The sequence below is a fragment of the Bacillus vallismortis genome (assembly GCF_040784915.1).
In the GTDB taxonomy this organism is placed as follows: Bacteria; Bacillota; Bacilli; order Bacillales; family Bacillaceae; genus Bacillus; species Bacillus subtilis_G.
Genome location: NZ_CP160797.1, coordinates 234,145 through 258,915 on the forward strand (window position 1 = coordinate 234,145; position 24,771 = coordinate 258,915).

Below are 24,771 nucleotides of genomic sequence, written 5' to 3' on the forward strand. Positions count from 1 at the left end.
TCATTTATGATGTGATCAGGCCATGCTTTTTCAGGATATTCACTGTGATGTTTTTAGCTTTTGTGCCGGAATCAAACATTGGTGCAAAAATACATGAGCCATGCTCTGTGTTATTGAATCCGATAAACCAGCCTACCCCCATATTTGTCAGTCGGGTTCCGGTTTTCCCGTAGAACGTGTAATGATCGCCTTCTTCTTGAATCATCATGCGCATAACTGTTTTCATCACTGATTGATCAAATGGAAGCGCCACTTTTTAAAAGCTTCTCCAAAAAGGCTTCTTGTGCCAGCGGAGAAATTGTCAAAGAGCTTTGCAGCCCAAATTGCGTTGTCGTAAGACAATGTATAAAGCCATGTTTTCATTCTTTCCTCGCCGATGTCTCTCGCTAATCCTGATAATACCAGACTGCGGATTCGCGCATGGCCGAGCCAAGCGTATGGTCTCGGTTCCATGATTCAAATTCACGATTGACCCCGTCCCGCCGTTTGACATCGTATTCATCCCGAACAGTTTTTACCTGCAAATTGATTAAGGGTTCACGACTTTAAAGGTGGACTGCGGAGTTTTTGTCTTTTGTTTGACCGTTCTCTGTTGCAGCCAAATGTCTGATCCTTTTGCATATCGTGCAGGATGAAGGTTCCATCCGTATCATTAAATTCGTCATCGACATTTAGAGAAAGCTGTGTGGATGGAAAAGCTGCCGATCCCTGCAATGCGCAGAGCAAGTACAACTTTTTGCTTTTCATCGTTATAAATAAAGAAAAAATGCTTAGAAGCAAATACTGTCATTGGGTTTATCATCGTGAGATAACGTGAAAAAAGAGGGTAAAAAGGAAGGTAGGGTTGCGGGATGAATGAGCAGATTCCACATGACAAAAGCCTCGATAACAGTCTGGCTTTGGTGCGGGAAGGATATTTGTTTGTAAAGAATAGAAAAGAGCATTACCAATCGGATTTGTTTCAGGCGCGTTTGCTTGGAAAAACATTTATTTGTATGAGCGGCGCGGAGGCCGCGAAGGTATTTTACGATACGGAGCGATTTCAGCGGCAGGGTGCTCTCCCGAAACGTGTGCAGAAATCCCTGTTTGGCGTTCATGCAATCCAGACAATGGATGGTGAAGCTCATCTTCATCGGAAGCTGCTTTTTCTGTCATTAATGACACCGCCGCATCAAAAGCGTTTGGCTGAGCTGATGACAGAGGAATGGGAAGCGGCAGTCACGAGATGGGAGAAGGCAGATCAGGTTGTGTTATTTGAAGAAGCAAAAGAAATCTTATGCCGGGTAGCGTGCTATTGGGCAGGTGTTCCGCTGAAAGAAACAGAAGTCAAAGAGAGAGCTGATGATTTCATTGATATGGTCGACGCGTTCGGTGCGGTGGGGCCGCGTCATTGGAAGGGACGAAGAGCAAGGCCGCGTGCTGAAGAGTGGATTGAAAGAATGATTGAAGATGTTCGTGCCGGCTTGCTGAAAACATCTGCCGGAACAGCGCTGCATGAAATGGCGTTTCACACACAAGAAGATGGAAGCCAGCTGGATTCCCGGATGGCAGCCATTGAGCTGATGAATGTACTGCGGCCTATCATCGCTATTTCTTATTTTCTTGTGTTTTCAGCTTTGGCGCTTCACGAGCATTCTGCGTATAAGAAATGGCTGGGTTCTGGAAGCAGCCGGGAAAGAGAAATGTTTGTGCAGGAGGTCCGCAGATATTATCCGTTCGCACCGTTTTTAGGAGCGCTTGTTAAAAAGGATTTTGTATGGAATAACTGTGAGTTTAAGAAGGGGACATCTGTATTGCTTGATGTATATGGAACGAATCACGATCCCCGCTTATGGGATCATCCTGATGAATTTCGGCCTGAACGATTTGAGGATCGTCAGGAAAATCCGTTTGATTTGATTCCTCAAGGCGGAGGTGACGCGGAGAAAGGGCATCGCTGTCCGGGGGAAGGGATAACAATTGAAGTCATGAAAGCAAGCTTGGATTTTCTCGTGAATAAGGTAGAATACGACGTTCCGGTACAATCGCTGCATTACAGTCTTGCCAGGATGCCGTCATTGCCTGAAAGTGGATTTGTGATGAGCGGGGTCAGACGAAAAGGGTAAATTTAAAAGCTCTCTTCCTTTATCGAAGAGAGCTTTTAGATTACTTCTTTTTTTCATCGTAATATTGGACGGGATACATGGAGCCTTCGGATACCATTTTGTTATCCTCGATATCTTGCGGGTGCGGGTGGCCGGCTTTATCGACTGGGAACTTCTCCATTTCAGGCTGTTTTGTCATTTTCATTTTCATGCTGTGAATGAATTCTTTTGCTTTTTGGCGATTTGACGGGTCCTTTAATAGATAAGAAGTGATGCCGACAGTTGAAACAGCGAGACCTGAAAGTAACAGCTTTTGTTTCATGGTGATACTCCTTTCTATAATTGAAGAGTAGTGTTTCCTGTATCATTCCCGTTCTCATTATTGCTAAACCTTGCTCAGGAGAACTGTAAAGCGGATGCCGTTTCTGTATACGGAAAGCTGGAAAGGGAAAGAATAATTGCCATGATAAAACCTTGTGATGATGTAAGAATTTTGTAGTCGATTGGTCATGTTCATCGGCGAAATATTACACGAATGTAAACGTTAAATAGGACCATAAGGCTGATTGTTAAGTTATTGTAAATTCAGCGGTTGTTTTATTTACAACCAATTGAACTTGAAACATAATCGAAGTGAGTTTGCTGAATAATGTCTAAACAGAGGTGAACATGTTGGCGATTGATTTACAAACATTACTGTTCGAATTTCTCGGAGGTCTCGGTATTTTCCTGATTGGGATTAAGTTCATGGGAGAGGGACTTCAGAAATCGGCTGGAGATAGATTAAGAAATATTTTAGACCGTTTTACAAGCAATCCGCTGATGGGCGTATTGGCGGGGATCATTGTGACGGTTTTGATTCAGAGCAGTTCCGGAACCACGGTTATTACCGTAGGGCTCGTCAGTGCGGGCTTTATGACGCTTCGCCAGGCCATTGGGGTCATTATGGGGGCCAATATTGGAACGACGGTTACCGCGTTTATTATCGGAATCGACATAGGGGCCTATGCCTTGCCGATTATTGCTCTCGGCGGATTTTTACTGTTTTTCTTTAAACATAAAAATATACAAAATGCTGGCCAGATTGTGTTTGGATTCGGGGCTCTGTTTTATGGATTGGAGCTAATGAGCGGCGGCATGAAACCGCTCCGTTCACTTGAAGCGTTTCATGATTTAACGGTTAGTATGAGCACCAATCCGGTTTTAGGTGTTGTCATTGGGACATTGTTTACGGTACTCGTGCAAAGTTCCAGCGCCACGATCGGTATCCTGCAAGGTTTATTTTCAGATGGTCTGATTGATATTAACGGCGCACTTCCGGTGTTATTCGGGGATAACATCGGAACGACGATCACAGCGATTCTCGCGTCTCTAGGTGCATCTGTTGCCGCGAGACGTGCTGCGGCTACTCATGTGCTGTTTAACCTTATCGGGACAGCGATTTTCCTGATTTTGCTCAAGCCGTTTACTTCTTTGATCTTATGGTTGCAGGCTTCAATGGGGCTTGATCCCAAAATGACGATTGCCTTTGCGCACGGAATCTTTAATACGTCCAATACACTCATACAGCTTCCTTTTGTCGGGATATTGGCTTTGATCGTAACAAAACTGATTCCAGGCAAGGACTCAATGGTGGAATACAAGTCGCATCTTGATCCGATTTTTATTGAGCAATCTCCATCTATTGCTCTCGGGCAAGCAAAAGAAGAAGTTCTGCAAATGGGGAACTTTGCGGTGCAGGGGCTGGAGGTTACAAAACAGTTCTTGGTCACAAAACAGCCGAAATACGCGGCAAATGCTTACCAGTTAGAGGATGCGGTTAACAATCTTGATCGAAAAATTACTGATTATTTGATTGAGCTTTCTTCAAGCTCTCTCTCAGAGCACGAGTCTGAGGAGCATCATATGCTGATGGATACAGTCAGAGACATTGAAAGAATCGGAGATCACTTCGAAAATGTGATTGAACTGATTGAATATCAGCAGGCGCATCGTGTGGTTCTTACTGAATCTGCCATGGCGGATTTAACGAAAATGATGGATTTGACGATTTCTACTGTGAAGGCGTCTATGGATGCTCTGCACCAGAATGATGTGAAGATCGCTGATCAAGTCATTGAAAAAGAAGATGAAATTGATAAAATGGAACGGAAGCTTCGCAAAAAGCATATTATCCGTCTGAATGAAGGGCTGTGCACTGGACAAGCGGGCATTGTCTTTGTCGATATGATCAGCAACCTGGAGCGTATCGGCGATCATGCGGTCAATGTTGCAGAAGCTGTTATTGGTGAAAATCAATGAGAAAAAGCTTAGAATCCTAGGATTCTAAGCTTTTTTTGTAGTCTTTTTTCACATGCTGAAAGACATCAGGGTAATTTGTGAACACTCCTGTCACTCCCCAGTCAAGCAGGCGGCGCATATCTGCTTCCGTATTGACTGTGTAAGGATGAAGCAGGAGACCGTGGCTGCGGATCATGCGGACGTTTTCTTGATTCAAGGCTTTATAATCCGGACCCGCACCGACAGCGTATGTTTTGATTTCTTCTAGGTCAGCATCTGTCATTGACGCCATTTGTTTGGCTTCCAGCAATTGAACAGTTGGCAGGTTTGGCTGTAATTGCTTGACTTTTACCAGGCTTTCTTTGCTGAACGATTGAATGATCACTTGGCCGGGCTTAGAACGTTTGCCCAGTAATTTATGCTTCTGCAAAGAAGCGATCAGTTTTTCTTCCATACCTGGGTAGGTGTCAGGCGATTTTGTTTCGATGTAGTAGTTCGCGTGTTTTCCGAAACGGTCTAATACTTCGTCTAATGTAGGAACTTTAAGGCCGGCGTACTGCGGCTTTGCTTTTTTCGGATAGGCTTCATTAAACCAAGAACCGGCGTCAAGTTTCTTAATGTCTGCGAGTGTATGGTCTTTCACCCAGCCTGTTCCGTTTGTGGTGCGGTCCAGTTTTTCATCGTGCATGACAATCAATTTGCCGTCTTTTGTCATTTGCAGATCCAGTTCAATATAATCTGCTTTCATTTTCTGAGCGGTTTCGTAAGAAAGGATCGTGTGTTCAGGCACATATCCGGAAGCCCCTCTGTGCGCGACCGTCAGGATACGGTCAGGTGACAGCAGGTTTCCTTTTGACGCTGCCGACACTGGTGTTACCATAAATGAGAGTAAGCCCAGCGACAGAAGAACCAAGGCTAGTATTCTATTTTTCCGCATAATTTCTCCTCCTTATAGATAAGCCATACCTCTGCCTTTCATATTAAAAAACAGATGTAAACAGCGTGTTGGAAAACGATTAATCTTTTGTTTTTCTTTCTTAAACGTGCTCCGCCCGTTTTCCTGTATTCCACGTCAAAGCTAAGAAGACGATGGCAAGAATGCAGGAAGAGACCAGCATGATAAAGCCGCCGTTCCAATCATATCGATCAACGACAAAGCCCATAATGGCGTTGGCGAAAGCGGATCCGCCGATGTATCCGAAAAATCCGGTTAAACCAGCCGCAGTTCCGGCTGCTTTTTTCGGCGCAAGATCAATCGCTTGCAGGCCGATCAGCATAACAGGTCCGTAGATTAAGAAGCCAATGCTGATCAGGGCGATGTTGTCTACAAGCGGATGACCGGCGGGATTCAGCCAGTACACCAATACGGCAATGAAAACGCCCGCCATAAACAAAACGCCTGCCGGTGCCCGTCGGCTTCTGAAAAATCGGTCGCTAATCCAGCCGCACAGGATCGTTCCCGGTATGCCGGCGTATTCGTAAAGAAAATACGACCAGCGCGAGTCCTCAGGAGAAAAGCCTTTGGCTTCTGTTAGGTAAGTAGGTGCCCAGTCAACAACGCCGTACCGTACAAAATAGACAAATACATTCGCAAACGCGATGTACCAAAGAAATTTGTTGTTCAGCACGTATTGAAAAAGAATTTCTTTTGTTGTTAATTCTTTTTCCTGATTTTTAAAAGCGTGTTTGGGATAGTCATTACGATACTCTTCAATTGGCGGGAGTCCGCAAGATTGAGGCGTATCGCGAACCAATAAAACAATCAAAAATGAAATGATAATGGCGATGATGGCTGGGAAGAAAAACACGCTTTTCCAAGTCGCGAACATCGCAATGCCAAGAGTGACAAGCGGAGCAAGAATACCGCCGCCTATGTTATGGGCGACATTCCAGATCGACATTTTTGTCCCGCGTTCACTAATGGAAAACCAGTGGGCCATTGTCCTGCCGCATGGCGGCCAGCCCATTCCCTGAAACCATCCGTTGATAAACATAAAAATGAACATGATGGTGACGCTCGAAGTCACCCAAGGCATTGAAACGAAAAGAATATTAACGATTGCTGATAAAAATAGGCCTGTCGCGAGAAAATATCTCGGATTGCAGCGGTCAGACACCATGCCCATGATGAATTTACTGAAGCCGTACGCAATGGACACAGCGGCCAGCACCAATCCCAGTTCCGTTTTTGAAAATCCCTGTTCCTGCAGATAAGGAATGGCAAAGGCGAAGTTTTTCCGCAGCAGGTAGTAGCCTGCGTAGCCGATAAAAATACCAATGAATACTTGGAGCCTAAGCCTTTTATAAGCCGCATCCGTCTTTGAATCATCGAGTCTCTCAATGTGAGGAGCCGGTTTAAACATGTGAAACATCAAAATCATCCCCTTTGCTGTTTGTGCTGGATGTGTGGCGTGCCTCCTTTCCGAAAAACAAAAAGAGCCAGAAAACACCCCTTGTTTAAAAGGGGTTGGATTCCTGGCTCTCCTCATCTCCATCCAAGCTATTAACTTATCATGATAGCGCTTTCTTAAATTATCATAGTCCGGAGTGAATGTAAACGGGTAATTTTCAAATGTGGATCTAGGGAGTGAAAATTATCCTTTTACTAATTGCGGGTATGTTTTTTTACAAGCAGCATAAAAATCTGGAGGGAGGCTGTTGCAGGTGGATGAATTAGATATCGCATTCGGTATTTTGCCGTTAGGGATTATCGTGTTATCGGTTGTCGGGACTTGTGTTTGTCAAAATGCGTATTTGATGCCGGTGTTTAGTTTGATGATTTCGCTAGTGCTCACCTTTACCGTTTTTAATCTATCATTTTTGGGATGGGTTGTTGTCTATACCTTGGTTTCACTGGCTATATCCTATATCACAATGATTGTGATCAGGAAAAGGAAAGCATCAGGAAAATGAAAATGCTCCACTTTTCAATATATCGTTGACTATGGCAACTAACTATGATTATAATTGCCTTAATCAACGATATAAGAAAGTGGGGATAGATTTGAAAACCAGTGGATCATCTGTCGGTTTAAAATTCAGAAAGTTCAATCGATTCTACACAAATGTTCTTGGCTTCCTTAATGAGCACATTTACGACAGCCCGTTTTCCTTAACAGAAACACGGATTTTATTTGAAATTTATAATACGCCTAACTGTACGGCAAAAGCCCTTCAGGATAAGCTTGGGCTTGACCGGGGATATGTCAGCAGGATGTTGAAACTGTTTGAAAAAGAAGATTTGATCTATAAACAGAAGAGCAAAGCTGATGCGCGCCACCATTATATTTATGTCACGGAATCAGGAAAAACGATTTATAAAAAGCTGGAGGAGAAAGCGAACGAACAAGTAGAACTGATGCTGAAGGAAATTGACCAAAAGGACCAGCACAAGCTTGCGGAGGCGATGGCGGAAATTGAAGCGATCCTTTCACAGTCACTAACTTCCAGAACGTCAGACATATCGATTAGAGATTATTTTCTTTCGGATGATCTTCAAATCCTCATTGAAAAACATAGACAATTTTATGCGGAGGCGCATGGCTGGGACGACACGTTTTTAGCTTATCTTCATGAGACATTTGATGCGGAAATCGAAAACATATGGATCGCGGAAAACGGCGGGAAATTTGCCGGCTGTGTGGGTTTGGTCAAACATGAGGAAAAGACTGTGCAGCTCAGATGGTTCCTGGTTGATGACGATTTTCGGGGCAGACGGCTCGGCACTCAATTGCTTGAGCATCTGGTTGCATACTGCAGGGAAATGAGGTTTGAACGCATTTTCCTTTGGACGGTGAGCACCATGGCTGAGGCCCGTCCGCTCTACGAAAAATTTGGATTCAGGATAAGTGAAGTGAAAGAAGAAGCGCCATTATGGGGGCAGCGTCTGACAGAAGAACGGTGGGATTTGGAGCTATCATGAAAAGGCTGCATTATGCTTGGATCATCGTTTCCGTCACCTTTTTGATCTTATTGGCCGTTCAGGGGGTGCGCTTGTCGTTTGGTGCGTTTGTGGAGCCGTGGGAACGGCAATTTTCAATGGATAGAGGCACCATCTCGCTGATTTCTACGATAAGCTTTATTGTCTATGGCATATCTCAGCCTGTGATCGGGCGGCTTGTGGATAAATGGGGTGCTCGGGCTGTTTTGTCATGGAGTGCGCTGCTGACAGGAGTCAGTATTTTCTTAACATACTTTGTCACTTCGCCTTGGCAGCTGTTTTTGCTTTATGGATTAGGTGTCTCGCTTGGAGTTGGCGGGGCATCGAATGTGGCAGCAAGTGTGTTGGTCGTCAATTGGTTCAGCAAAAAGCGCGGACTAGCTTTTGGGATCATGGAAGCAGGCTTTGGCGCTGGGCAAATGCTTCTCGTTCCCGGCTCACTCATGCTGATCCATTGGTTTAGCTGGAAGTTGACGGTTGTGGTGTTAGGGCTGCTGTTAATCGTGATTGTCTTTCCGGCTGCAATGCTGATGCTGCGAAACAATCCTTCAGAAAAGAATGCAGAGCCGATAGGCGGGCTTGCGGCTGCGGAAAAAGAAACAGCGCCCAAAACAACTGCTCTTTCAGTGACCGGGATGTTTCGGATGAGGCAATTCTGGTTTTTGATGTTGCCGTTTTTGATCTGCGGATTTACGACCGTGGGGCTGATGGATACTCATTTGATTCCCTTTTCTCACGATCACGGCTTTTCAACGACAGTCACCAGTGCCGCTGTCAGTCTGCTTGCCGGCTTTAATATCGCTGGCATCTTACTGTCCGGAATTGTAGCGGACCGGTGGAGCAGCCGAAAAATCCTGTGCTTTTTATATGCGGTACGCGCGCTTTCGATCGTGATTCTGATTTACAGCCACGAACCCTACTTGCTTCTAGGCTTTGCGATTCTGTTTGGATTAGTGGACTTCGCTACCGTAGCGCCGACTCAAATGCTCGCCACCCAGTACTTTCAAAACTACTCGATCGGCCTCATGATCGGCTGGCTGTCGCTCGCCCATCAAATCGGCTCGGCACTCGGCGCGTATATACCTGGTGTCATCTATACGGTAACGGGTGAATATACACTGGCTTTTTATTTGTCGATCGGGATGCTCGTGCTGGCCAGTGTGATGAACGTGTTGCTGAGAGAGCCCGCGGCGGTCACGCGTGACAGTGCGGCTGTGGTGGAGAAGCTGTAAGAGAAAAGCATCTCTTCTTTTATTCAGAGATGCTTTTTTTGTATTTCTGTTCTAATACGAAGTCAATCATTCCGACAATGCGGGTGTTTTCGGATTTTTGTTTGAAGCGGTCAGAGATTTGAACTTTTCTTGAAAATGGGAAAACAACAAAAACCCAAAAAAGGCCAATCAAGGCAAAAAACATTTGTACAGTTAATTCTATTAATTCATTAAAACGAGTGCTGAAAAAATAAATATATAACGTTACGAATGTCACGAAACAAACGATTTTGATAGTGTGTTTGAATGTGAGCTGCGGTTCGCTAAAGAATATTTTTAATTGATTCAGCATGATGGAGTCATGTTTGTTTAGGAAAATCAAAAGTTCTTTATCATCTTTTGCATGTTCTAAAATAAACTTCGCTGCTGTTTCGGTTTCTTTATATGTGTGTAGGTCTTTATTCAATACATACATCTCCTAAGTATAGAAATTGCGCATTTTATTTTCTTATTTCAAGGTGAAACAATTTGATGTTAACTAGTATAATAAGCAAAAATAGCCAGTAACATAGCAGATAGTTCGGTAGAATAAAAAATGGATGCCGTTAAGCATCCATATGACATCCGTTCTCCACCAGCTTCGCTTTCGGTTTCAGCTCTGAAATGTAGAGGCCTAAAAGTGTAAGCGCACCTCCTGCGAGAGCGATCCAGGTCATGTTTTCGTGCAGGATCAGGATCGAGGCGGCGATTGTGATGACTGGGACCATGTAAATATACGCGCTGGATTTGACGGCGCCGAGCACGCCGACTGAGTAATTCCATGTGGCAAAGCACAGGGCGGAAGCACCGATGCCGAGGAAGAGCATGTTGAGTACATTTGAAGCAGATGAAAATCGGCTCAGGTCAAAATGAAAATCGAACAAAAATAAAGCGGGAACCATAAACAACAAACCGTACAAAAACACTCTCTGTGTCAGCTCGATGATATGAAAATCGTAAGCGCTTAATTTTTTCATGAATATCGAATAGCCTCCAAACACGATAGCGGCTCCGACTGCCATGATGTCACCGAACGGATTCAGCCGCAGTACGACATTGCCATTGAACGTAATCAATAAAAGCCCGATCAGTGCCGCCCCAAAACCAATGAAAAAAGTCAGCCGCAGTTTTTCGCCTTCAAGCAGAAAGTGAGCCAGTACAGCCGTGATCATCGGGATAATGGACACGATCATGCCGACATTTGAAGCGTATGTATACGTAAGGGCTATATTTTCTAATAAAAAGTAAAGTGTTACGCCAAATAAACCTGCCCCGGCAAATAACAGCTCCTGCCGCCAGTTTTTGAACGGTATCATTTTGGGACGTACGAGAATAAGAGCCATAAAGCCCATCAAAAACCGGTAAAATAATATGTCCATTGGCGTAAAGTCAGTCAGCAGAACCTTTGTCGAAATAAAGGTCGTTCCCCAAACCAGAATGGTCGCAATGGCTGCGATATGCCCGGTCGTTTCTCTTTGTGTGCTCATCTTTGAAGCTCCTTTTCAAAAATCTTCATGTATTGCTTCGGCGTCAGGCCCACCTGCCGTTTGAAAAACTTCGTCATATGGCTTTGATCGCTGAATCCTGTCTGAAAAGCCGCATCAATCGGTCTGACCCCTTGTTCAAGGAGTTTTTTCGCTTGGTTAATCCGGATTGTCTCCAGGTAACTATTAGGCGTAATTCCTTTTTGTTTTGTAAATGAACGCAATAAATGATATTTGCTCCAGCCTGTTAATTCACTCAAATCATTGAGCATGACGTTCTCGGCATAATGCTCTTCTAAAAATTCGCAAACCATTTTGACCTCGTCGGACGGTTCGGGAATGCTGCTGAGGAACGTGACGTCAGAATAACGGCGGATCAGCTCTTCCAGCAGGTGAAGAAACAGCTCCTCCTTGCGCAAAGCCTGCTTTTCTCTGGATATCAACATATGCAATTCCTGCAGGCTGGCTGTCAGCTCGTGGCGGAATAACACATGCTGGGAGAAATACGGGAGATGTCCTGTGCCAGTAATTTCTTCCACCGCCTTCTCCATGACATCCGGCATCACATTGATACACCGATAATCAAGCGTCCGCCCGTCAATCTGCTCACAGCTATGCGTGTCACGGGGGTTAAAGAGGAGAAGATCACCTGGATTGATGACGTATTCTTGACCTTGACAGGCCAGATACCGCTGTCCTTTTTCAATGAAGCCAATCACATAATAATCGTGAAAGTGGTTCGGGAATTTTTGCATAATTCCCTTAAAGCGGTAGGCTTCTATATGAAGGTGCGGGTCAAGCTGCAGTGTGCGTGTTTCGTTTTGCATGGGATGCCTCCTGTCGGTGTGATGGTCTTGGATTAAGTGTAGCATGATTTTTGGGGATTTCTTGTATGATGTTGCTGTTTGGAATAGAGAAAGCAGACCGTGATTGGTCTGTTTTCGTATAAGAATCTAAAGATTTTTATTCCTCGATAATAGCTTTATTTGCACAATACTTGAGGATATTTTCTAATGAGGCAAAATAAGATCTTCTTATTTTATCTTTTTTAATAAAAATTTATTTTTCGAATATTTCAGTTATAATGATTGGGAAACAGATAGGAGGGGCAGAGATGTACCAATCGAAGAAGGTTTTGTTGTTAGGTTCAGGTGAGTTAGGTAAAGAGGTAGTGATTGAAGCCCAACGTCTTGGGGTACAGACGGTGGCGGTTGACAGTTATGAGCATGCTCCGGCGATGCAGGTCGCGCATAACAGCTATGTCGTTGATATGCTGGATCGCGAGCAGATCAGAACTATCATTGAGAAAGAAAAGCCGGATTTGATTGTGCCTGAGGTTGAGGCGATCGCGACGGATGAATTGCTGAAGCTTGAAGAGGAAGGATTTTACGTCATCCCTAATGCGCGTGCGGCGAAGCTGACGATGGATCGGGAAGGCATCAGGCGGCTTGCGGCGGAAACGCTCGGACTTGCGACGGCTGGCTATGAATTTGCGAATACATATGACGAATTTGTACAAGCGGCAGCTCAGATCGGCTTCCCTTGTGTCGTTAAACCATTGATGAGTTCTTCTGGAAAAGGCCAAAGTGTATGCCGCTCTGAAACGGATTTAGCAAGCTGCTGGGAGACGGCGATGGAAGGCGGACGGGTGAAAAACGGGCGCGTGATTGTTGAGGAGTTTATTCCATTCGAATCAGAAATTACGCTCTTAACCGTACGTGCGGTCAACGGGACGACATTTTGCGAGCCAATCGGCCATGTGCAAAAGGACGGAGACTATATCGAATCATGGCAGCCGCATCATATGACAGAGCAGCAAAAGGTAGAAGCGAAGCATATTGCGAAAGCCATTACGGATGAGCTTGGCGGATACGGTCTGTTTGGCGTTGAGCTGTTCCTTGCGAAAGATAAAGTGTATTTCAGTGAGGTATCTCCTCGTCCACATGATACGGGTCTTGTCACGCTGGTGACGCAAAATTTGTCAGAATTCGCGCTGCATGTCCGGGCGATTCTCGGTTTTCCGATTACAGAAATCACCCAGCTTTCTCCTGGCGCCAGCCGGCCCCTCAAAGCACCGGAAGAATCAGCGGACTACACTGTTGAAGGCCTGGAAAACGCGCTGGCAGTACCGAAGACACAAGTTCGCGTCTTTGGCAAGCCGATAACGAAAGCCGGACGCCGTATGGCGGTTGCGCTTTCTGGGGCAGATACAGTCGAAACAGCGAGAGAGAACGCAAAGAAAGCGTTGGATCAGCTATCTATAAAGTAGAGTTTAAGCGGGCCTTTGTCATGTACAAGGCCTGTTTTTTTCATCCTCCATAAAAGTTTTATCATAAGAATCAGAAATTTGATTATAATGTAAAAGTCTTCCATGTATAAGGGTGGTTGACACAAAGGGAGGGAGATGGCTAGAATGAAATTAGTTTCAACATTCAGAAAAAGATGGTTCACTGGTTTAACGGTTTTATGTTTGGCATTGGCAGCGGCGGTATCTTTCGGCGCACCGGCAAAAGCGGCAGAGAACCCGCAAATGTCTGTATCGAATAACGGTAAAGAAGCCGATGCTACGAAAAACCAAACGTCAAAAGAAGAACAGGTTTCCGATCCTTATGAGGGAACCGGGAAAACAAGTAAATCGCTTTACGGCCAAAAGGGACTGGAAAAAAACATTCAAGCCTTACAGCCTTCGAGTATCATCGGAACCGATGAACGCACCAGAATCTCCAGCACTACATCTTTTCCTTACAGAGCAACTGTCCAACTTTCAATCAAGTATCCCAACACCTCAAGCACATATGGATGCACCGGGTTTTTAGTCAATGCCAATACAGTCGTAACGGCTGGACATTGTGTGTACAGCCAGGATCATGGATGGGCTTCAACGATTACAGCCGCGCCGGGCCGCAACGGTTCGTCATATCCTTATGGAACTTATTCAGGCACGATGTTTTACTCCGTTAAAGGATGGACGGAAAGCAATAACACCAATTATGATTACGGAGCTATTAAATTAAACGGTTCTCCCGGAAACACGGTTGGCTGGTACGGCTATCGGACAACAAACAGCAGCAGTCCCGCGGGACTTTCCTCGTCAGTGACAGGATTCCCGTGTGACAAAACATTTGGCACAATGTGGTCTGATACAAAGCCGATTCGATCCGCTGAAACATATAAGCTGACCTATACAACAGATACGTACGGCTGCCAAAGCGGCTCACCTGTTTATCGAAACTACAGTGATACAGGACAGACAGCTATTGCGATTCACACGAACGGGGGATCGTCATACAACTTGGGAACAAGGGTGACGAACGATGTATTCAACAATATTCAATATTGGGCAAATCAATAAATACAGCAAATTAGCCATTTTCATGTTTATTTTGTTTTTATGCGGGTGCAGTTCACCGACCCAATCTGCTCAGAAAGAAACAACGATTCCTGTCACTCTTCATGTGGAGGATGCTGAGGGGGTGCCGGTTGAAGGAGTGCAAGTGACGATTGTCGCAGCACCGGTCTCAGATCAAGAGCCGAGTATAGAGATTGGCGAGATACTCGGCAAAACAGACAAAAATGGAGACATCAAATGGGATACCGGCAAAAAAGGTAACTACTCAGTCGCATTGACGAAGGATGAAAAATCAGTAACCCATCACATCTCATTAACAGAGGATAAAAAAGATAAGGTCATTCCATTAGTTTTCAAAGAATAGGCGGTTTCCTTGATTTCGAGGAAACCGCCTTTTTTTATCACAGAAAGCCAAACTATATATATATACTGGAAATTTATAATATGAGATAATCATACATAGGTATTTTTTCTTACGAGACAAAAGGGGCATTATCCTTGATTTTTATATCAATCAACCCGGAGGAAAAAGAAGAAAATGACACAATATTCGATGCAGCCTGCCGCGGCTGAAAGCGGTCTTCGCTTTTACCAGGCATATGATCAAAGCCTTTCTTTGTGGCCGATTGAGTCGGAAGCATTCTATGTTTCTACTCGTTTTGGAAAAACGCATATCATGGCAAGTGGGCCAAAGGACGCACCTTCGCTCGTTTTGCTTCACAGGGGGCTCTTCAGCTCTCTTATGTGGTATCCGAATATCGCGGCGTGGAGCAGTCAATATCGTACATATGCGGTCGATATAATAGGAGACAAAAACAAAAGTATACCATCAGCTGCTCTGGATACGAGAGCAGATTGCGCAGAATGGCTGAAAGACGTCTTAGATTCGCTTGAACTTGAGACCGCACACTTGGCAGGCCTCTCGCTGGGGGGTTCCCATATCGTGAATTTTTTGCTCCAATCGCCTGAAAGAGTAGAGCGGGCGGTTGTGATGAGTCCTGCTGAAGCATTTATATCATATTATCCAGATGTCTATAAATTTGCTGCGGGCCTTACAGGGTCAAGAGGAGCTGAGGCATATATCAAGTGGGTCACGGCTAGCCGTTATGATCTGCATCCTGCGCTGCAAAGACAAATTGTGGCGGGTGTGGAATGGCAGGATGAACAAAGAAGCCTGAAACCGACAGAAAACGGCTTTCCGTACGTGTTCACAGACCGGGAATTGAAATCGATTGCGGTCCCGATGCTGCTGATGTTCGGTGAGCACGAGGTCATGTGCCATCAGCAAATGGCTTTAGAGCGGGCTTCAATATTGGTGCCGGGAATTCAGGCTGAAATCGTGAAGAACGCCGGGCATTTGTTATCTCTGGAGCAGCCAGAGTACGTCAATCAACGAGTCTTGTCCTTTTTGAGCGAAGAATAAAATTGTCAGAAACATGAAAAGAATGGCATTCATTGTTCAAAAGGTAACAAATGTTGTATAATAATAGAATTTGAATGCTGCTTTTTGCAGGGCATTTTATGTTATCATGCTTAATAGAGAAAATTTTTCCTGTAACGCTATTCGATCCATAACGTCGAATAATGATAGATGGTTTTACAATTGGAGGTTTGGTTACACTGTGAATTATATCCCCTGTATGATTACGATAGGAAATTTTATTTGCGGACTGCTGGCGATTCATTCCTTGTTATATCACAACATTCATTCAGCAGTGCTCTTCATTTTTACCGGCATGCTTCTCGATTTTTTTGACGGGATGGCTGCACGTAAGCTGAATGCCGTTTCTGATATGGGAAAAGAACTGGATTCGTTTGCCGACCTAGTGACGTTTGGTGTGGCTCCTTCAATGCTTGCTTACAGTGTCGCATTATACTCTCTTCCATTTATCGGGATTTTATGCGCATTGACGTACAGCATTTGCGGAATGCTTCGCCTCTCTAAATTTAACATTGAACAAAGTAAGCTTCCGACATTTATCGGAATGCCGATTCCATTTGCGGGCATGTGTCTTGTGATTCTCAGCTTTACCTATAATCCGATCCTGCTGGCGATCGGCACTTGCGGACTTTCATATTTAATGGTGAGCAAAATTAAATTTCCTCATTTTAAAAAACACGCGGCAGAAAACCTGGAGTCCGGGAGATGGAATTAGTTCAGCAGCTCATAGCGGATTACGGTTATCTCGCTATTTTTTTGATGCTCGTATTAGGGATTGTTGGATTGCCGATACCGGATGAAGTGATGATGACTGTCGTCGGCTACTTTACGCATACGGACGTGCTGAATTATGAGCTTTCGATATTCATCAGTTTTGTCGGGGCTTTGTCAGGTATGCTGATCAGCTACATGATCGGCAGAAAAGCCGGCCGCCCATTTATCGACAAGTACGGCAAGTGGGTCGGATTAAAAGAAAAGAGAATGATGAAAGTTGAAAAATGGATGAAGAAATACGGTCCATATTCGCTTATTTTAGGTTATTTCATACCCGGCGTCAGACATATGACGTGCTACTTTTCGGGAATAGGCAAAATGGAACTGAAAACGTATATTGCGTTTGCGGCAATCGGCGCCTTTTTATGGTGCTTTATTTTTATTACAATCGGAAGGGTTATAGGGATTATTCATGTTTAACACAGCTGTAAAGATTCTGTATCGTTCATTGATAGAGCTGACGAATCATCGTCTGTCATCCTATCTGATTAAAGGATTTTGCGAGTCTAAAATCAGCAAACCGGTCATTCCGCTTTTCTCAAAACATTTTCGGCTAAATTGGGATGATGTTGACGGTACGGCCGCTGATTATGGTTCGCTGTCCGAATTGTTCATTCGACATATTGATCTGGAGCGGCGCCCTGTTTCAAAAGAGTTGCAGGCGGTGGTCAGCCCTGTTGACGGTGTGGTTCAGACGGTGGGAAAAATCAACCCGAATCAAACCTTTACGGTAAAGGGAAAAGATTATTCATTCGCTGAGCTGACCGGCTGTAAACGCGCGGACCATCAATACAACGGCGGTTACTTCGTCGTGCTGTATCTAAGCCCGCGGCATTATCACCGTTTCCATTCCCCAATCAGCTGCAGGTATCAAAAGCTGGCCGAGCTCGGAAATCGTTCATACCCGGTAAATCAATTAGGGTTAAAATACGGAAAAGATGTGCTGTCGAAAAATTATCGCTTTGTATACGAGCTGAATGGCGGCAGTCGAAGTGTCCTGATGATTCCTGTCGGCGCGTTGAATATTAACTCTATCGTGCAGACAAGTACCCGGGACGAGCTGGAGATTGGCGAGGAGCTGGGATACTTTTCATTCGGCTCAACCGTCATTTTGATTTTTGAAAAAGACGCGTTCAAGCCGGCCGCCAATTTAACAGAAGGCCAGGAAGTCCAAGTCGGAGAATTGATAGGTTACGAAGAGTAAAAAGAGGGGCTCGTCTAAACGAAGCGCCTCTTTTTTTGGAAGGAAGTGAGACTCATGGAGAAACAAATCGCCAGCTGGATCACAGATTATCAGAAAACCGGAGATGAAGCTGTCCTGAGGCAAGTGCGAGAGGCGTGCTGGCCGATCGTTGAAGCGATTCTGCAAGAAATGGCAACGGATGAGGCACTAGCGAGCGACCTGCACAAGAAAGGAATCGAGCGGTTTCCGTTTATCATCAGCAAATACCGAGCGGATGTGCAGCTTCCAGTAGAAACATTTTTACGAAATACGTATCGGTTTTACTTTCAGCAGGTGATGAGAGAATCCAGTGAAAGCTTCTTTTAATAAGAGAGGCTTTTTTCGCTGTGGAAAAAGGAAACTTTTTCTATATCTATCTCGTAACTACTAGAGAACCTTGCAGAAAAGGAGAGATAGAATTGAAACGAATGATAGTGAAAATGGCTCTGCCGCTGCTGATCGTCTGTCTGGTGTTTTCTTCTTTTTCAGCCTCAGCCCGGGCTGTTTCTGAAGAAAAACATTGGGAGCGCTGGATTGAACGACATGCGCGTCCACTGGATGCTTCCGATGCTTCAAACAAAGACCTTCGCTTTTTGAAGAAGGTGCTGAAGGGAAAACGAATCGTTCAGTTAGGAGAAACCACACACGGCGCTGGCGAAATCAATGCAACAAAGATCCGCATGATCAAATACCTCCATGAAGAATTAGGATATGATGTTTTGGCATTCGAGTCCGGATTTTCGGATACAAATACATCCTACCTCAATATGGGCCAATCCACCTCTAAGAGCACGATGAAAAACTCCATTTACGCCGTTTGGCACACAGAAGATGTCGTTGAACTGTTTGATTACATGAAAGAGCAAAAAGAGAAAGGCGATCCGCTTATCTTGACCGGTTTTGATATTCAAAGCCTTAAAGCTTCATTTAATGATAATGCGAATCAATGGGTGAAGGCGGTGAACCCGGAAAAAGCTGAGCTGCTTTCCCAATCAGAAAACGATTTTTCAGAATTGGTGACTGGCAGTAGCACCTTTGAGGAATTTACGCAAAAGAAGGAAGTGCTGGTGAAAAACTACGGTGAGCTTATTCAATTCGCAGAAACACATGCATCGAAGTTAAAAGCACAACTACCGAAAGAGCCGAAAGCTTATGAGATGTTTATGCATTCTCTCCAGCTGCGAATTGACGTAATGGAAACGTATATGCCTCAAGAAATGAAACAAAAGCTAGAGGATTATCCGGAGAAATTAGAGGATTTACCTTTCGTTTTAAGAGACCGAATGATGGCTGATCAATTTCAGTGGATTGCCGACACCCTTTATCCAAAAAAGAAAATCATTGTCTGGGGCCACAATTACCATCTCCGCAAACAGAATACGAAAATGATTAAGGATATGACACAGGCAAACACTCCTAATATGGGTGATTATTTGCCGGAGCGGCTGAAAAAACAAACATATACGATTGGTATTTATGCATATTCAGGCGCCAGTCTTGATAGCTCAGACAATAAGACCGTTACGCCGGTCACAAGCCCGCCGCCGACTGGAAGTCTCGAAGCTTTGCTGAAGGCTGCGGACCATCCAGCTGTGTTTGTTGATTTTCTCCATACAAAAAACAAGAAAGGCACTTCGTGGATGTATACCCCGCGGACAGCACTTTATTGGGGATTCATGGAAGAGCAGATGATCCTGAAGGAACAATATGACGGTGTCATTTGGCTGGAGCATATCACGCCATCTGTCATTATCAAGTGAGCGGTGTCCCCTGTGATATAACAGGGGATTTTTACATATCGCAAAAATCATCAAAACATATAAGCCGAGATCCATTATTCTAAAAAAGAAAGGAGATTAAAACGTGCAATGTATTATGAAAAAGCTGTCCAGAAAACAATCGATTGGATTGAATCACATTTACATGAGCAAATATCAAGTGAGGATATTGTAAACGTTTCAGGCTTTTCAAAATTCCATTTTCATCGGATTTTTCAAAAAGAAGTCGGCATGTCGGTTGCTTCTTATATTCGGTTAAGGCGTCTTGCGAATGCAGCGGCAGCTTTGCTTTATACAGATCTTCGCATTATTGATATTGCTTTGTATTATCAGTTTGAATCTCAAGAAGCATTTACGAGGACGTTCAAAAAGCTGTATCACATGCCGCCTGGCGCATATCGAACATTTATGAAGCGTTTTACCTCAAAAAAGGAGGAATCTTACATGGAGAAAAAAATGAAGGGCTGGGTTTTGAGCGGGAGCCATCCGTTCCAATTCGAAATGGGGGTTGACCGGGAAAATGTACATCAGGGAAAAGCTTCAGGGTATTTAAAATCAACGATGGTGCAGGGCAACGGTGAATTTGCGACGATGATGCAGCAATTTAAGGCAGATCGCTATCTAGGAAAAAGGCTTCGGCTATCAAGTTTTATCAAAACAAAAGGAGTGCAGCATTTTGCCTCACTTTGGATGCGGGTTGACAGTGCTGCTGACGATGTTCTCCAATTTGACAATATGAGCAACAGGCCTATTACCGGGACAACCAATTGGAATCATTATGCTATTGTTTTAGATGTCCCTGAAAAGAGTGCTGTGATTTCCTTTGGTGTCCTATTATCTGGGCCGGGTCAGATGTGGATGGATCATGTTGTTTTTGAAGAGGTAGATGAGAGTATTCCTTCAACAAATCTTGAAATGCCGGGAGAACTTTTAGATGAGCCGATAAATTTATCTTTTGAAGAGGAACTACAAAAATAGTTTTCAGACAACTACTTTTATTAGTAAGTTAGTGGAAAATACTATTCGTTATTAATAAACCCTGGTGCCGCGTGGGTTTGCAAGAGCTTGGATATTTTTATCAGTCTGTGCGGATATGTTCATCTTTGCGGCATTTTCCTGTATGATATAGTAAGAGTGTGCATAGCAACTAACTATAATTGAACAGGGTGTTTAAATCATGGAAAAACAATACAGAGTATTACTTTACTATAAATATGTTCCGATTGAAGATCCAGAGGCGTTTAGAGAGCAGCATTTGGCTTTTTGTAAGGAGCTTGGTTTGTTAGGCCGTATTCTTGTTTCTTCTGAAGGAATTAACGGTACGGTATCAGGTACGGTTGAACAGACTGAAAAATATATGCAAACAATGAAAGCTGATCCTCGTTTTGCGGATATGGTATTTAAAATTGATGAGGAAGAAGGCCATGCGTTCAAAAAAATCTTCGTCCGCCATAAGGAAGAGCTTGTAACGCTACGTCTTGAGGATGATGTGGATCCGAATGAAACAACGGGACAGCATTTGAAGCCTGCGGAATTTTACGAGAAAATGCAGGATCCTAACACAATTGTGCTCGACGCGCGTAACGATTACGAGTATGATCTTGGCCATTTCAGAGGTGCTGTCCGTCCTGACATCGAAGCCTTCCGTGAATTGCCTGAGTGGATTGAAGAGAACAAAGAACTGCTTGAAGGCAAACAGATTTTAACGTACTGCACGGGCGGGGTGCGCTGTGAAAAATTCTCAGGATGGCTGATGAAGCAAGGTTTTGAAGATGTATCACAGCTTGACGGCGGAATCGTGACTTACGGAAAAGATCCTGAGGTGCAAGGCAAGCTTTGGGACGGCCAGTGCTACGTCTTTGATGAAAGAATCAGCGTGCCTGTCAACCGTGTCGAGCATGTGGTTGTCGGAAAAGACTGCTTTACAGGTGAACCGTGTGAGCGTTATGTGAACTGCGCAAATCCATCTTGCAACAAAAAAATGATATGCACACCGGAAAATGAGTATAAGTATATGCGCAGCTGCAGCCACGAATGCCGCACGAACTCAAGAAACCTGTATGTCAAAGAGCACAATATGACAGAAGAAGAAGTCATCGCAAGACTGGCAGCGATTGAAAAAGAAGATCACGCTGCTGCTGAATAGTAGAAAGAACACCTTGTATTCAAGGTATTCTCAGATGTTGACAAAATCCTAAAACATTTCGTTTCGGGATTTTGTCCTTTTTTATTTTGGTGGTGATGTTTTCATGTGCCAACGAAAACATCACCAGCAGGAGGGATTTTTTACTTTATTTGAATGTGCTTCATATCTTCTTCAGATGCATTGGTGAAAATGATCGGTGTTACAGCTGAAGCGGCATGCTGTTTGATGGTATCGAGATCAAATGAGAGAAGCAGTTCACCTTGTGTGACGGCTTGTCCGCTCGTGACATGTGCTTCGAAGCTTTCCCCGTTTAATTTGACAGTATCAATGCCGACATGAATCAGGATTTCAATGCCGTGGGCACTCATAAAGCCGATGGCGTGCTTTGTCGGAAAAATGGAGACGATTTCGCCGTCTGCTGGGGCAATGACTTTTCCTTCCGATGGATCAATCGCAAACCCCTCGCCCATCATTTTTTCTGAAAAAACTGGATCCGGCACGTCCGTTAAAGAGACTGTTTCTCCTTTGAGCGGATAAATAAAGGATTCGTCAGAAGCGGGAATCTGTTGTATGTCAGTTTCCGCATCCAGCGCGGCGGCTGTATCAGGCACGCCTCCGGCCATGATCGTTTTGATGTCGTCTTTTAAGGCGTCGGATTTTGTTCCGAATATCGCCTGGAAGTTGTTGTTGACTTCCAGCACACCTACTGCGCCAAGCCGTTTTAATTCATCCTTGCTGACTTGGTTTGGCTGATGAACGGTCACACGGAGCCTTGTAATACACGCATCCAGGTTCGCGATATTTTGCTGTCCGCCTAAGGCCTGCAACACATGAAAGGCAAGCTGGTCTTTTGCAACAGGCGCTTTTGCCTCATTCTGATCGGCTTCATCTGTTTCACGGCCCGGCGTTTTTAAATTCCATTTCAAAATCGCAAATCGGAACAAATAATAATATATGAAAGCAAATACGATCCCGACAGGAATGACAACCCAGCCGTTTGTCGACAGTCCGTAGTTTATGACGTAGTCAATGCCGCCGCCTGAGAACGTATAGCCATGGCGGACATGGAATAAATCACAAACGACAAAGATGACGCCGGCGAGAATAGAGTTAATCAAATAGAGCACGGGCGCAACGAACAAGAAAGAAAATTCAACTGGCTCTGTAATGCCTGTCAGCATAGATGTGAGCGCGGCAGAAATCATCACGCCGGAGATCATTTTCTTCTTTTCCGGACGTGCGGTATGGATAATGGCAAGTGCAACTGCCGGCAGACAGAAAATCATGTAAGGGAAATCTCCCATCATAAAGCGCCCGGCTGTCGGATCTCCCGCGAAAAACCTTGTCAGATCGCCGGTTATGGTATTTCCTGTTGACGGGTCTGTGTATTCTCCCATCATAAAATAGAAAGGTGTATAAAAAATATGATGCAGGCCAAAAGGAATCAGCAAACGATAGATCGTTGCATAAAAGAACAGGCCGACCGTTGAATCGGCAATTAAACTGCTGGCAGCGTTAATCCCGTTTTGGATCAGCGGCCATACCAATGAGAAAATGACGCCGATCACCAATGAACTGATGGAAGTGATAATTGGGACAAACCGTTTTCCTGAAAAAAATCCAAGGACAGGATGCAGTTCAATTGTTGAAAAACGTTTATATAAATAGGCGGCAAGAAGCCCGATGATGATTCCTCCGAATACGCCCATATCAATCAGGTGCTCGGCTCCTTCATACGGAGGCTGAAGGCCAAGTAATTTCCCCATGTTGTCGAGGGTAACGGTTAAAATTAAATATCCGATGACAGCGGCAAGTCCGGCTACACCTTCGCCGGCGGCTAAACCGATCGCGACCCCCACGGCGAAAATCAGCGGCAGATTATCGAATACAACACCGCCCGCATCCTTTATAATAGGGATATTCAGTAAATCCTTGTCACCGAAACGGAGCAAAAGACCGGCTGCCGGCAGGACGGCAACCGGGGTCATCAATGCACGGCCAAGCTGCTGCAGAATTTGAAATGCCTTTTTAAACATGACAATCTCCTTTTATTGTTTTATGAGTAGGATGTATTCTTTAATTTGCTGGCTGCTTTTTGATCTGTGATAACGGTTACATGATTGTGTTTTTGAAGAATGGAGGCCGGTACATCTGTCGTGACAGGGCCTTCAGCCATCTTTTGAATGGCATCTGCTTTTTCCTCGCCGCTCGCTAAAAGCACAATATGTTTGCTGAATTTCATGATGGTTTTAATGCCCATTGAAATTGCGAGTCTCGGCACCAGCACAGGATCACCGCCGAAGAATCTGGCATTTGCCTGTATCGTGCTTTCTGACAGCTTAACAACTCGTGTTCGACCCTCAACATCAGAACCCGGTTCATTAAAACCGATGTGGCCGTTGGCGCCGATGCCGAGAATTTGAACATCAATGCCTCCCGACTGACGGATGAGATCCTCGTAGATCATACATTCAGCCTCAAGCTGCGGATTGTCTCCTTGCGGGATATGGATATGGTCAGGCTGCATATTGATATGCTGAAAAAGGTGCTCATGCATAAAATTGTTATAACTTTGCGGATGAGATGGAGAGAGGCCTGCATATTCATCCAAATTAAATGTAGTAACCTTTGAAAAATCAATTTCGCCTGACTGATAGTCTGAAATCAGCTGCTTGTACAAGCCGACCGGCGTGCTTCCTGTTGCCAGGCCGAGAACGGCATCTTTCTTTGCCTGTACATGTTCCTTGATTATGTTAGCGCTTAACTTACAGAGTTCTTCATAATGCTCGGCGACAATAATTTTCATGCGACACCCCCCAAAGAGATAGACAAGCACCACATTTGTTACAATCAATTTATGATAGTTGTCATTACGAATTTAGCACCATAATCATTAAAGTGTCAATATAAATTTCTGAAAATTTGTTATAAAAGAAAGATACAAATCTTTCATCATTATGAGATTAAGTGGTATGATGGTCTCAATCAAAAAGAACGGTTTGCATACAGGATGGGGAGAATGA

The 24,771-nt window shown here is 44.4% G+C and carries 24 protein-coding genes and 1 pseudogene; 16 read left to right on the forward strand and 9 right to left on the reverse strand.

The window, feature by feature from the left end; all coding sequences use genetic code 11:
* Window positions 1-4 precede the first annotated feature (4 nt).
* Window positions 5-790: pseudogene (locus ABZM97_RS01310) on the reverse strand (penicillin-binding transpeptidase domain-containing protein).
* A gap of 61 nt (window positions 791-851) precedes the next feature.
* On the opposite strand from ABZM97_RS01310, the gene ABZM97_RS01315 reads away from it, so the two are divergent.
* Window positions 852-2,105 carry a cytochrome P450 gene (locus ABZM97_RS01315; protein WP_367387132.1) on the forward strand — a complete coding sequence of 418 codons (1,254 nt, stop codon included), beginning with the start codon at window positions 852-854 and terminating at the stop codon, window positions 2,103-2,105.
* Window positions 2,106-2,145: 40 nt separating this feature from the next.
* On the opposite strand, the gene ABZM97_RS01320 is transcribed toward ABZM97_RS01315, so the two are convergent.
* Window positions 2,146-2,406, reverse strand: a complete 261-nt coding sequence (locus ABZM97_RS01320) for a hypothetical protein (RefSeq protein ID WP_087991782.1) — start codon at window positions 2,404-2,406, stop codon at window positions 2,146-2,148.
* A 347-nt stretch (window positions 2,407-2,753) separates the two neighbouring features.
* Here ABZM97_RS01320 and ABZM97_RS01325 point away from each other — a divergent pair, with 347 nt between their 5' ends.
* Window positions 2,754-4,385, forward strand: coding sequence for a Na/Pi cotransporter family protein (locus tag ABZM97_RS01325; RefSeq protein ID WP_087991783.1), 1,632 nt, complete (start codon window positions 2,754-2,756; stop codon window positions 4,383-4,385).
* A 16-nt stretch (window positions 4,386-4,401) separates the two neighbouring features.
* Here the strand turns inward: ABZM97_RS01325 and ABZM97_RS01330 are convergent, their stop codons facing one another.
* A complete protein-coding gene (locus ABZM97_RS01330) occupies window positions 4,402-5,301 on the reverse strand; it encodes a glycerophosphodiester phosphodiesterase (protein ID WP_367387133.1) in 900 nt (299 codons plus the stop codon).
* 100 nt (window positions 5,302-5,401) lie between these two features.
* Window positions 5,402-6,736, reverse strand: a complete 1,335-nt coding sequence (glpT, locus tag ABZM97_RS01335) for a glycerol-3-phosphate transporter (protein ID WP_087991785.1) — start codon at window positions 6,734-6,736, stop codon at window positions 5,402-5,404.
* A 292-nt stretch (window positions 6,737-7,028) separates the two neighbouring features.
* Between glpT and ABZM97_RS01340 the strand changes: the two genes are divergently transcribed.
* The 3 genes from ABZM97_RS01340 to ABZM97_RS01350 all read left to right on the forward strand — a co-directional run bounded on the left by ABZM97_RS01340 (window position 7,029) and on the right by ABZM97_RS01350 (window position 9,536).
* The gene (locus ABZM97_RS01340) at window positions 7,029-7,277 is read left to right on the forward strand and encodes a YbeF family protein (protein WP_087991809.1); all 249 of its coding nucleotides are present in this window, start codon (window positions 7,029-7,031) and stop codon (window positions 7,275-7,277) included.
* 91 nt (window positions 7,278-7,368) lie between these two features.
* The gene (locus ABZM97_RS01345) at window positions 7,369-8,286 is read left to right on the forward strand and encodes a GNAT family N-acetyltransferase (RefSeq protein WP_367387134.1); all 918 of its coding nucleotides are present in this window, start codon (window positions 7,369-7,371) and stop codon (window positions 8,284-8,286) included.
* The gene (locus ABZM97_RS01350; RefSeq protein ID WP_253269139.1) at window positions 8,283-9,536 is read left to right on the forward strand and encodes an MFS transporter; all 1,254 of its coding nucleotides are present in this window, start codon (window positions 8,283-8,285) and stop codon (window positions 9,534-9,536) included. The genes ABZM97_RS01345 and ABZM97_RS01350 overlap by 4 nt, the downstream gene beginning before the upstream one ends.
* 19 nt (window positions 9,537-9,555) lie before the next feature.
* Here the strand turns inward: ABZM97_RS01350 and ABZM97_RS01355 are convergent, their stop codons facing one another.
* The 3 genes from ABZM97_RS01355 to ABZM97_RS01365 all read right to left on the reverse strand — a co-directional run bounded on the left by ABZM97_RS01355 (window position 9,556) and on the right by ABZM97_RS01365 (window position 11,865).
* On the reverse strand, window positions 9,556-9,930 hold the full coding sequence (locus ABZM97_RS01355; RefSeq protein WP_253269140.1) for a hypothetical protein: 375 nt from the start codon (window positions 9,928-9,930) through the stop codon (window positions 9,556-9,558).
* Window positions 9,931-10,120: 190 nt separating this feature from the next.
* Window positions 10,121-11,041, reverse strand: coding sequence for a DMT family transporter (locus tag ABZM97_RS01360; RefSeq protein WP_367387135.1), 921 nt, complete (start codon window positions 11,039-11,041; stop codon window positions 10,121-10,123).
* Entirely contained in the window at window positions 11,038-11,865 is an 828-nt protein-coding gene (locus ABZM97_RS01365; RefSeq protein ID WP_367387136.1) for an AraC family ligand binding domain-containing protein, read from the reverse strand. Before ABZM97_RS01365 ends, ABZM97_RS01360 begins: the two co-directional genes overlap by 4 nt.
* A 287-nt stretch (window positions 11,866-12,152) precedes the next feature.
* Here ABZM97_RS01365 and purT point away from each other — a divergent pair, with 287 nt between their 5' ends.
* From purT to ABZM97_RS01420, 11 genes are all read left to right on the forward strand, one after another.
* On the forward strand, window positions 12,153-13,307 hold the full coding sequence (gene purT / locus ABZM97_RS01370; RefSeq protein WP_087991790.1) for a phosphoribosylglycinamide formyltransferase 2: 1,155 nt from the start codon (window positions 12,153-12,155) through the stop codon (window positions 13,305-13,307).
* A 144-nt stretch (window positions 13,308-13,451) separates the two neighbouring features.
* Window positions 13,452-14,390 carry a serine protease gene (locus ABZM97_RS01375; protein ID WP_087991791.1) on the forward strand — a complete coding sequence of 313 codons (939 nt, stop codon included), beginning with the start codon at window positions 13,452-13,454 and terminating at the stop codon, window positions 14,388-14,390.
* On the forward strand, window positions 14,353-14,751 hold the full coding sequence (locus ABZM97_RS01380; protein WP_087991792.1) for a DUF2606 family protein: 399 nt from the start codon (window positions 14,353-14,355) through the stop codon (window positions 14,749-14,751). The genes ABZM97_RS01375 and ABZM97_RS01380 overlap by 38 nt, the downstream gene beginning before the upstream one ends.
* A 174-nt stretch (window positions 14,752-14,925) precedes the next feature.
* Window positions 14,926-15,810 (forward strand): alpha/beta fold hydrolase, encoded by an 885-nt coding sequence (locus ABZM97_RS01385; RefSeq protein WP_087991793.1) that lies wholly within the window; start codon window positions 14,926-14,928, stop codon window positions 15,808-15,810.
* Between the two features lie 199 nt (window positions 15,811-16,009).
* Window positions 16,010-16,543 (forward strand): CDP-diacylglycerol--serine O-phosphatidyltransferase, encoded by a 534-nt coding sequence (gene pssA, locus ABZM97_RS01390; RefSeq protein ID WP_087991794.1) that lies wholly within the window; start codon window positions 16,010-16,012, stop codon window positions 16,541-16,543.
* The gene (locus tag ABZM97_RS01395; RefSeq protein WP_087991795.1) at window positions 16,534-17,022 is read left to right on the forward strand and encodes a DedA family protein; all 489 of its coding nucleotides are present in this window, start codon (window positions 16,534-16,536) and stop codon (window positions 17,020-17,022) included. The genes pssA and ABZM97_RS01395 overlap by 10 nt, the downstream gene beginning before the upstream one ends.
* Window positions 17,015-17,806 carry a phosphatidylserine decarboxylase gene (locus ABZM97_RS01400; RefSeq protein ID WP_087991796.1) on the forward strand — a complete coding sequence of 264 codons (792 nt, stop codon included), beginning with the start codon at window positions 17,015-17,017 and terminating at the stop codon, window positions 17,804-17,806. The genes ABZM97_RS01395 and ABZM97_RS01400 overlap by 8 nt, the downstream gene beginning before the upstream one ends.
* Before the next feature lie 54 nt (window positions 17,807-17,860).
* Window positions 17,861-18,151, forward strand: coding sequence for a hypothetical protein (locus ABZM97_RS01405; protein WP_087991797.1), 291 nt, complete (start codon window positions 17,861-17,863; stop codon window positions 18,149-18,151).
* A gap of 92 nt (window positions 18,152-18,243) precedes the next feature.
* Window positions 18,244-19,584: an erythromycin esterase family protein gene (locus ABZM97_RS01410; protein ID WP_087991798.1), complete on the forward strand. Its 1,341-nt coding sequence runs from the start codon at window positions 18,244-18,246 to the stop codon at window positions 19,582-19,584.
* A 108-nt stretch (window positions 19,585-19,692) separates the two neighbouring features.
* On the forward strand, window positions 19,693-20,580 hold the full coding sequence (locus ABZM97_RS01415; RefSeq protein ID WP_202329060.1) for a helix-turn-helix transcriptional regulator: 888 nt from the start codon (window positions 19,693-19,695) through the stop codon (window positions 20,578-20,580).
* A gap of 199 nt (window positions 20,581-20,779) precedes the next feature.
* Window positions 20,780-21,748 (forward strand): rhodanese-related sulfurtransferase, encoded by a 969-nt coding sequence (locus ABZM97_RS01420; protein WP_087991800.1) that lies wholly within the window; start codon window positions 20,780-20,782, stop codon window positions 21,746-21,748.
* Window positions 21,749-21,888: 140 nt separating this feature from the next.
* Here the strand turns inward: ABZM97_RS01420 and ptsG are convergent, their stop codons facing one another.
* Both ptsG and nagB read right to left on the reverse strand, forming a co-directional pair.
* On the reverse strand, window positions 21,889-23,784 hold the full coding sequence (ptsG, locus tag ABZM97_RS01425) for a glucose-specific PTS transporter subunit IIBC (RefSeq protein WP_367387137.1): 1,896 nt from the start codon (window positions 23,782-23,784) through the stop codon (window positions 21,889-21,891).
* A 20-nt stretch (window positions 23,785-23,804) separates the two neighbouring features.
* The gene (gene nagB, locus ABZM97_RS01430; RefSeq protein WP_087991802.1) at window positions 23,805-24,554 is read right to left on the reverse strand and encodes a glucosamine-6-phosphate deaminase; all 750 of its coding nucleotides are present in this window, start codon (window positions 24,552-24,554) and stop codon (window positions 23,805-23,807) included.
* Window positions 24,555-24,771: the final 217 nt, after the last annotated feature.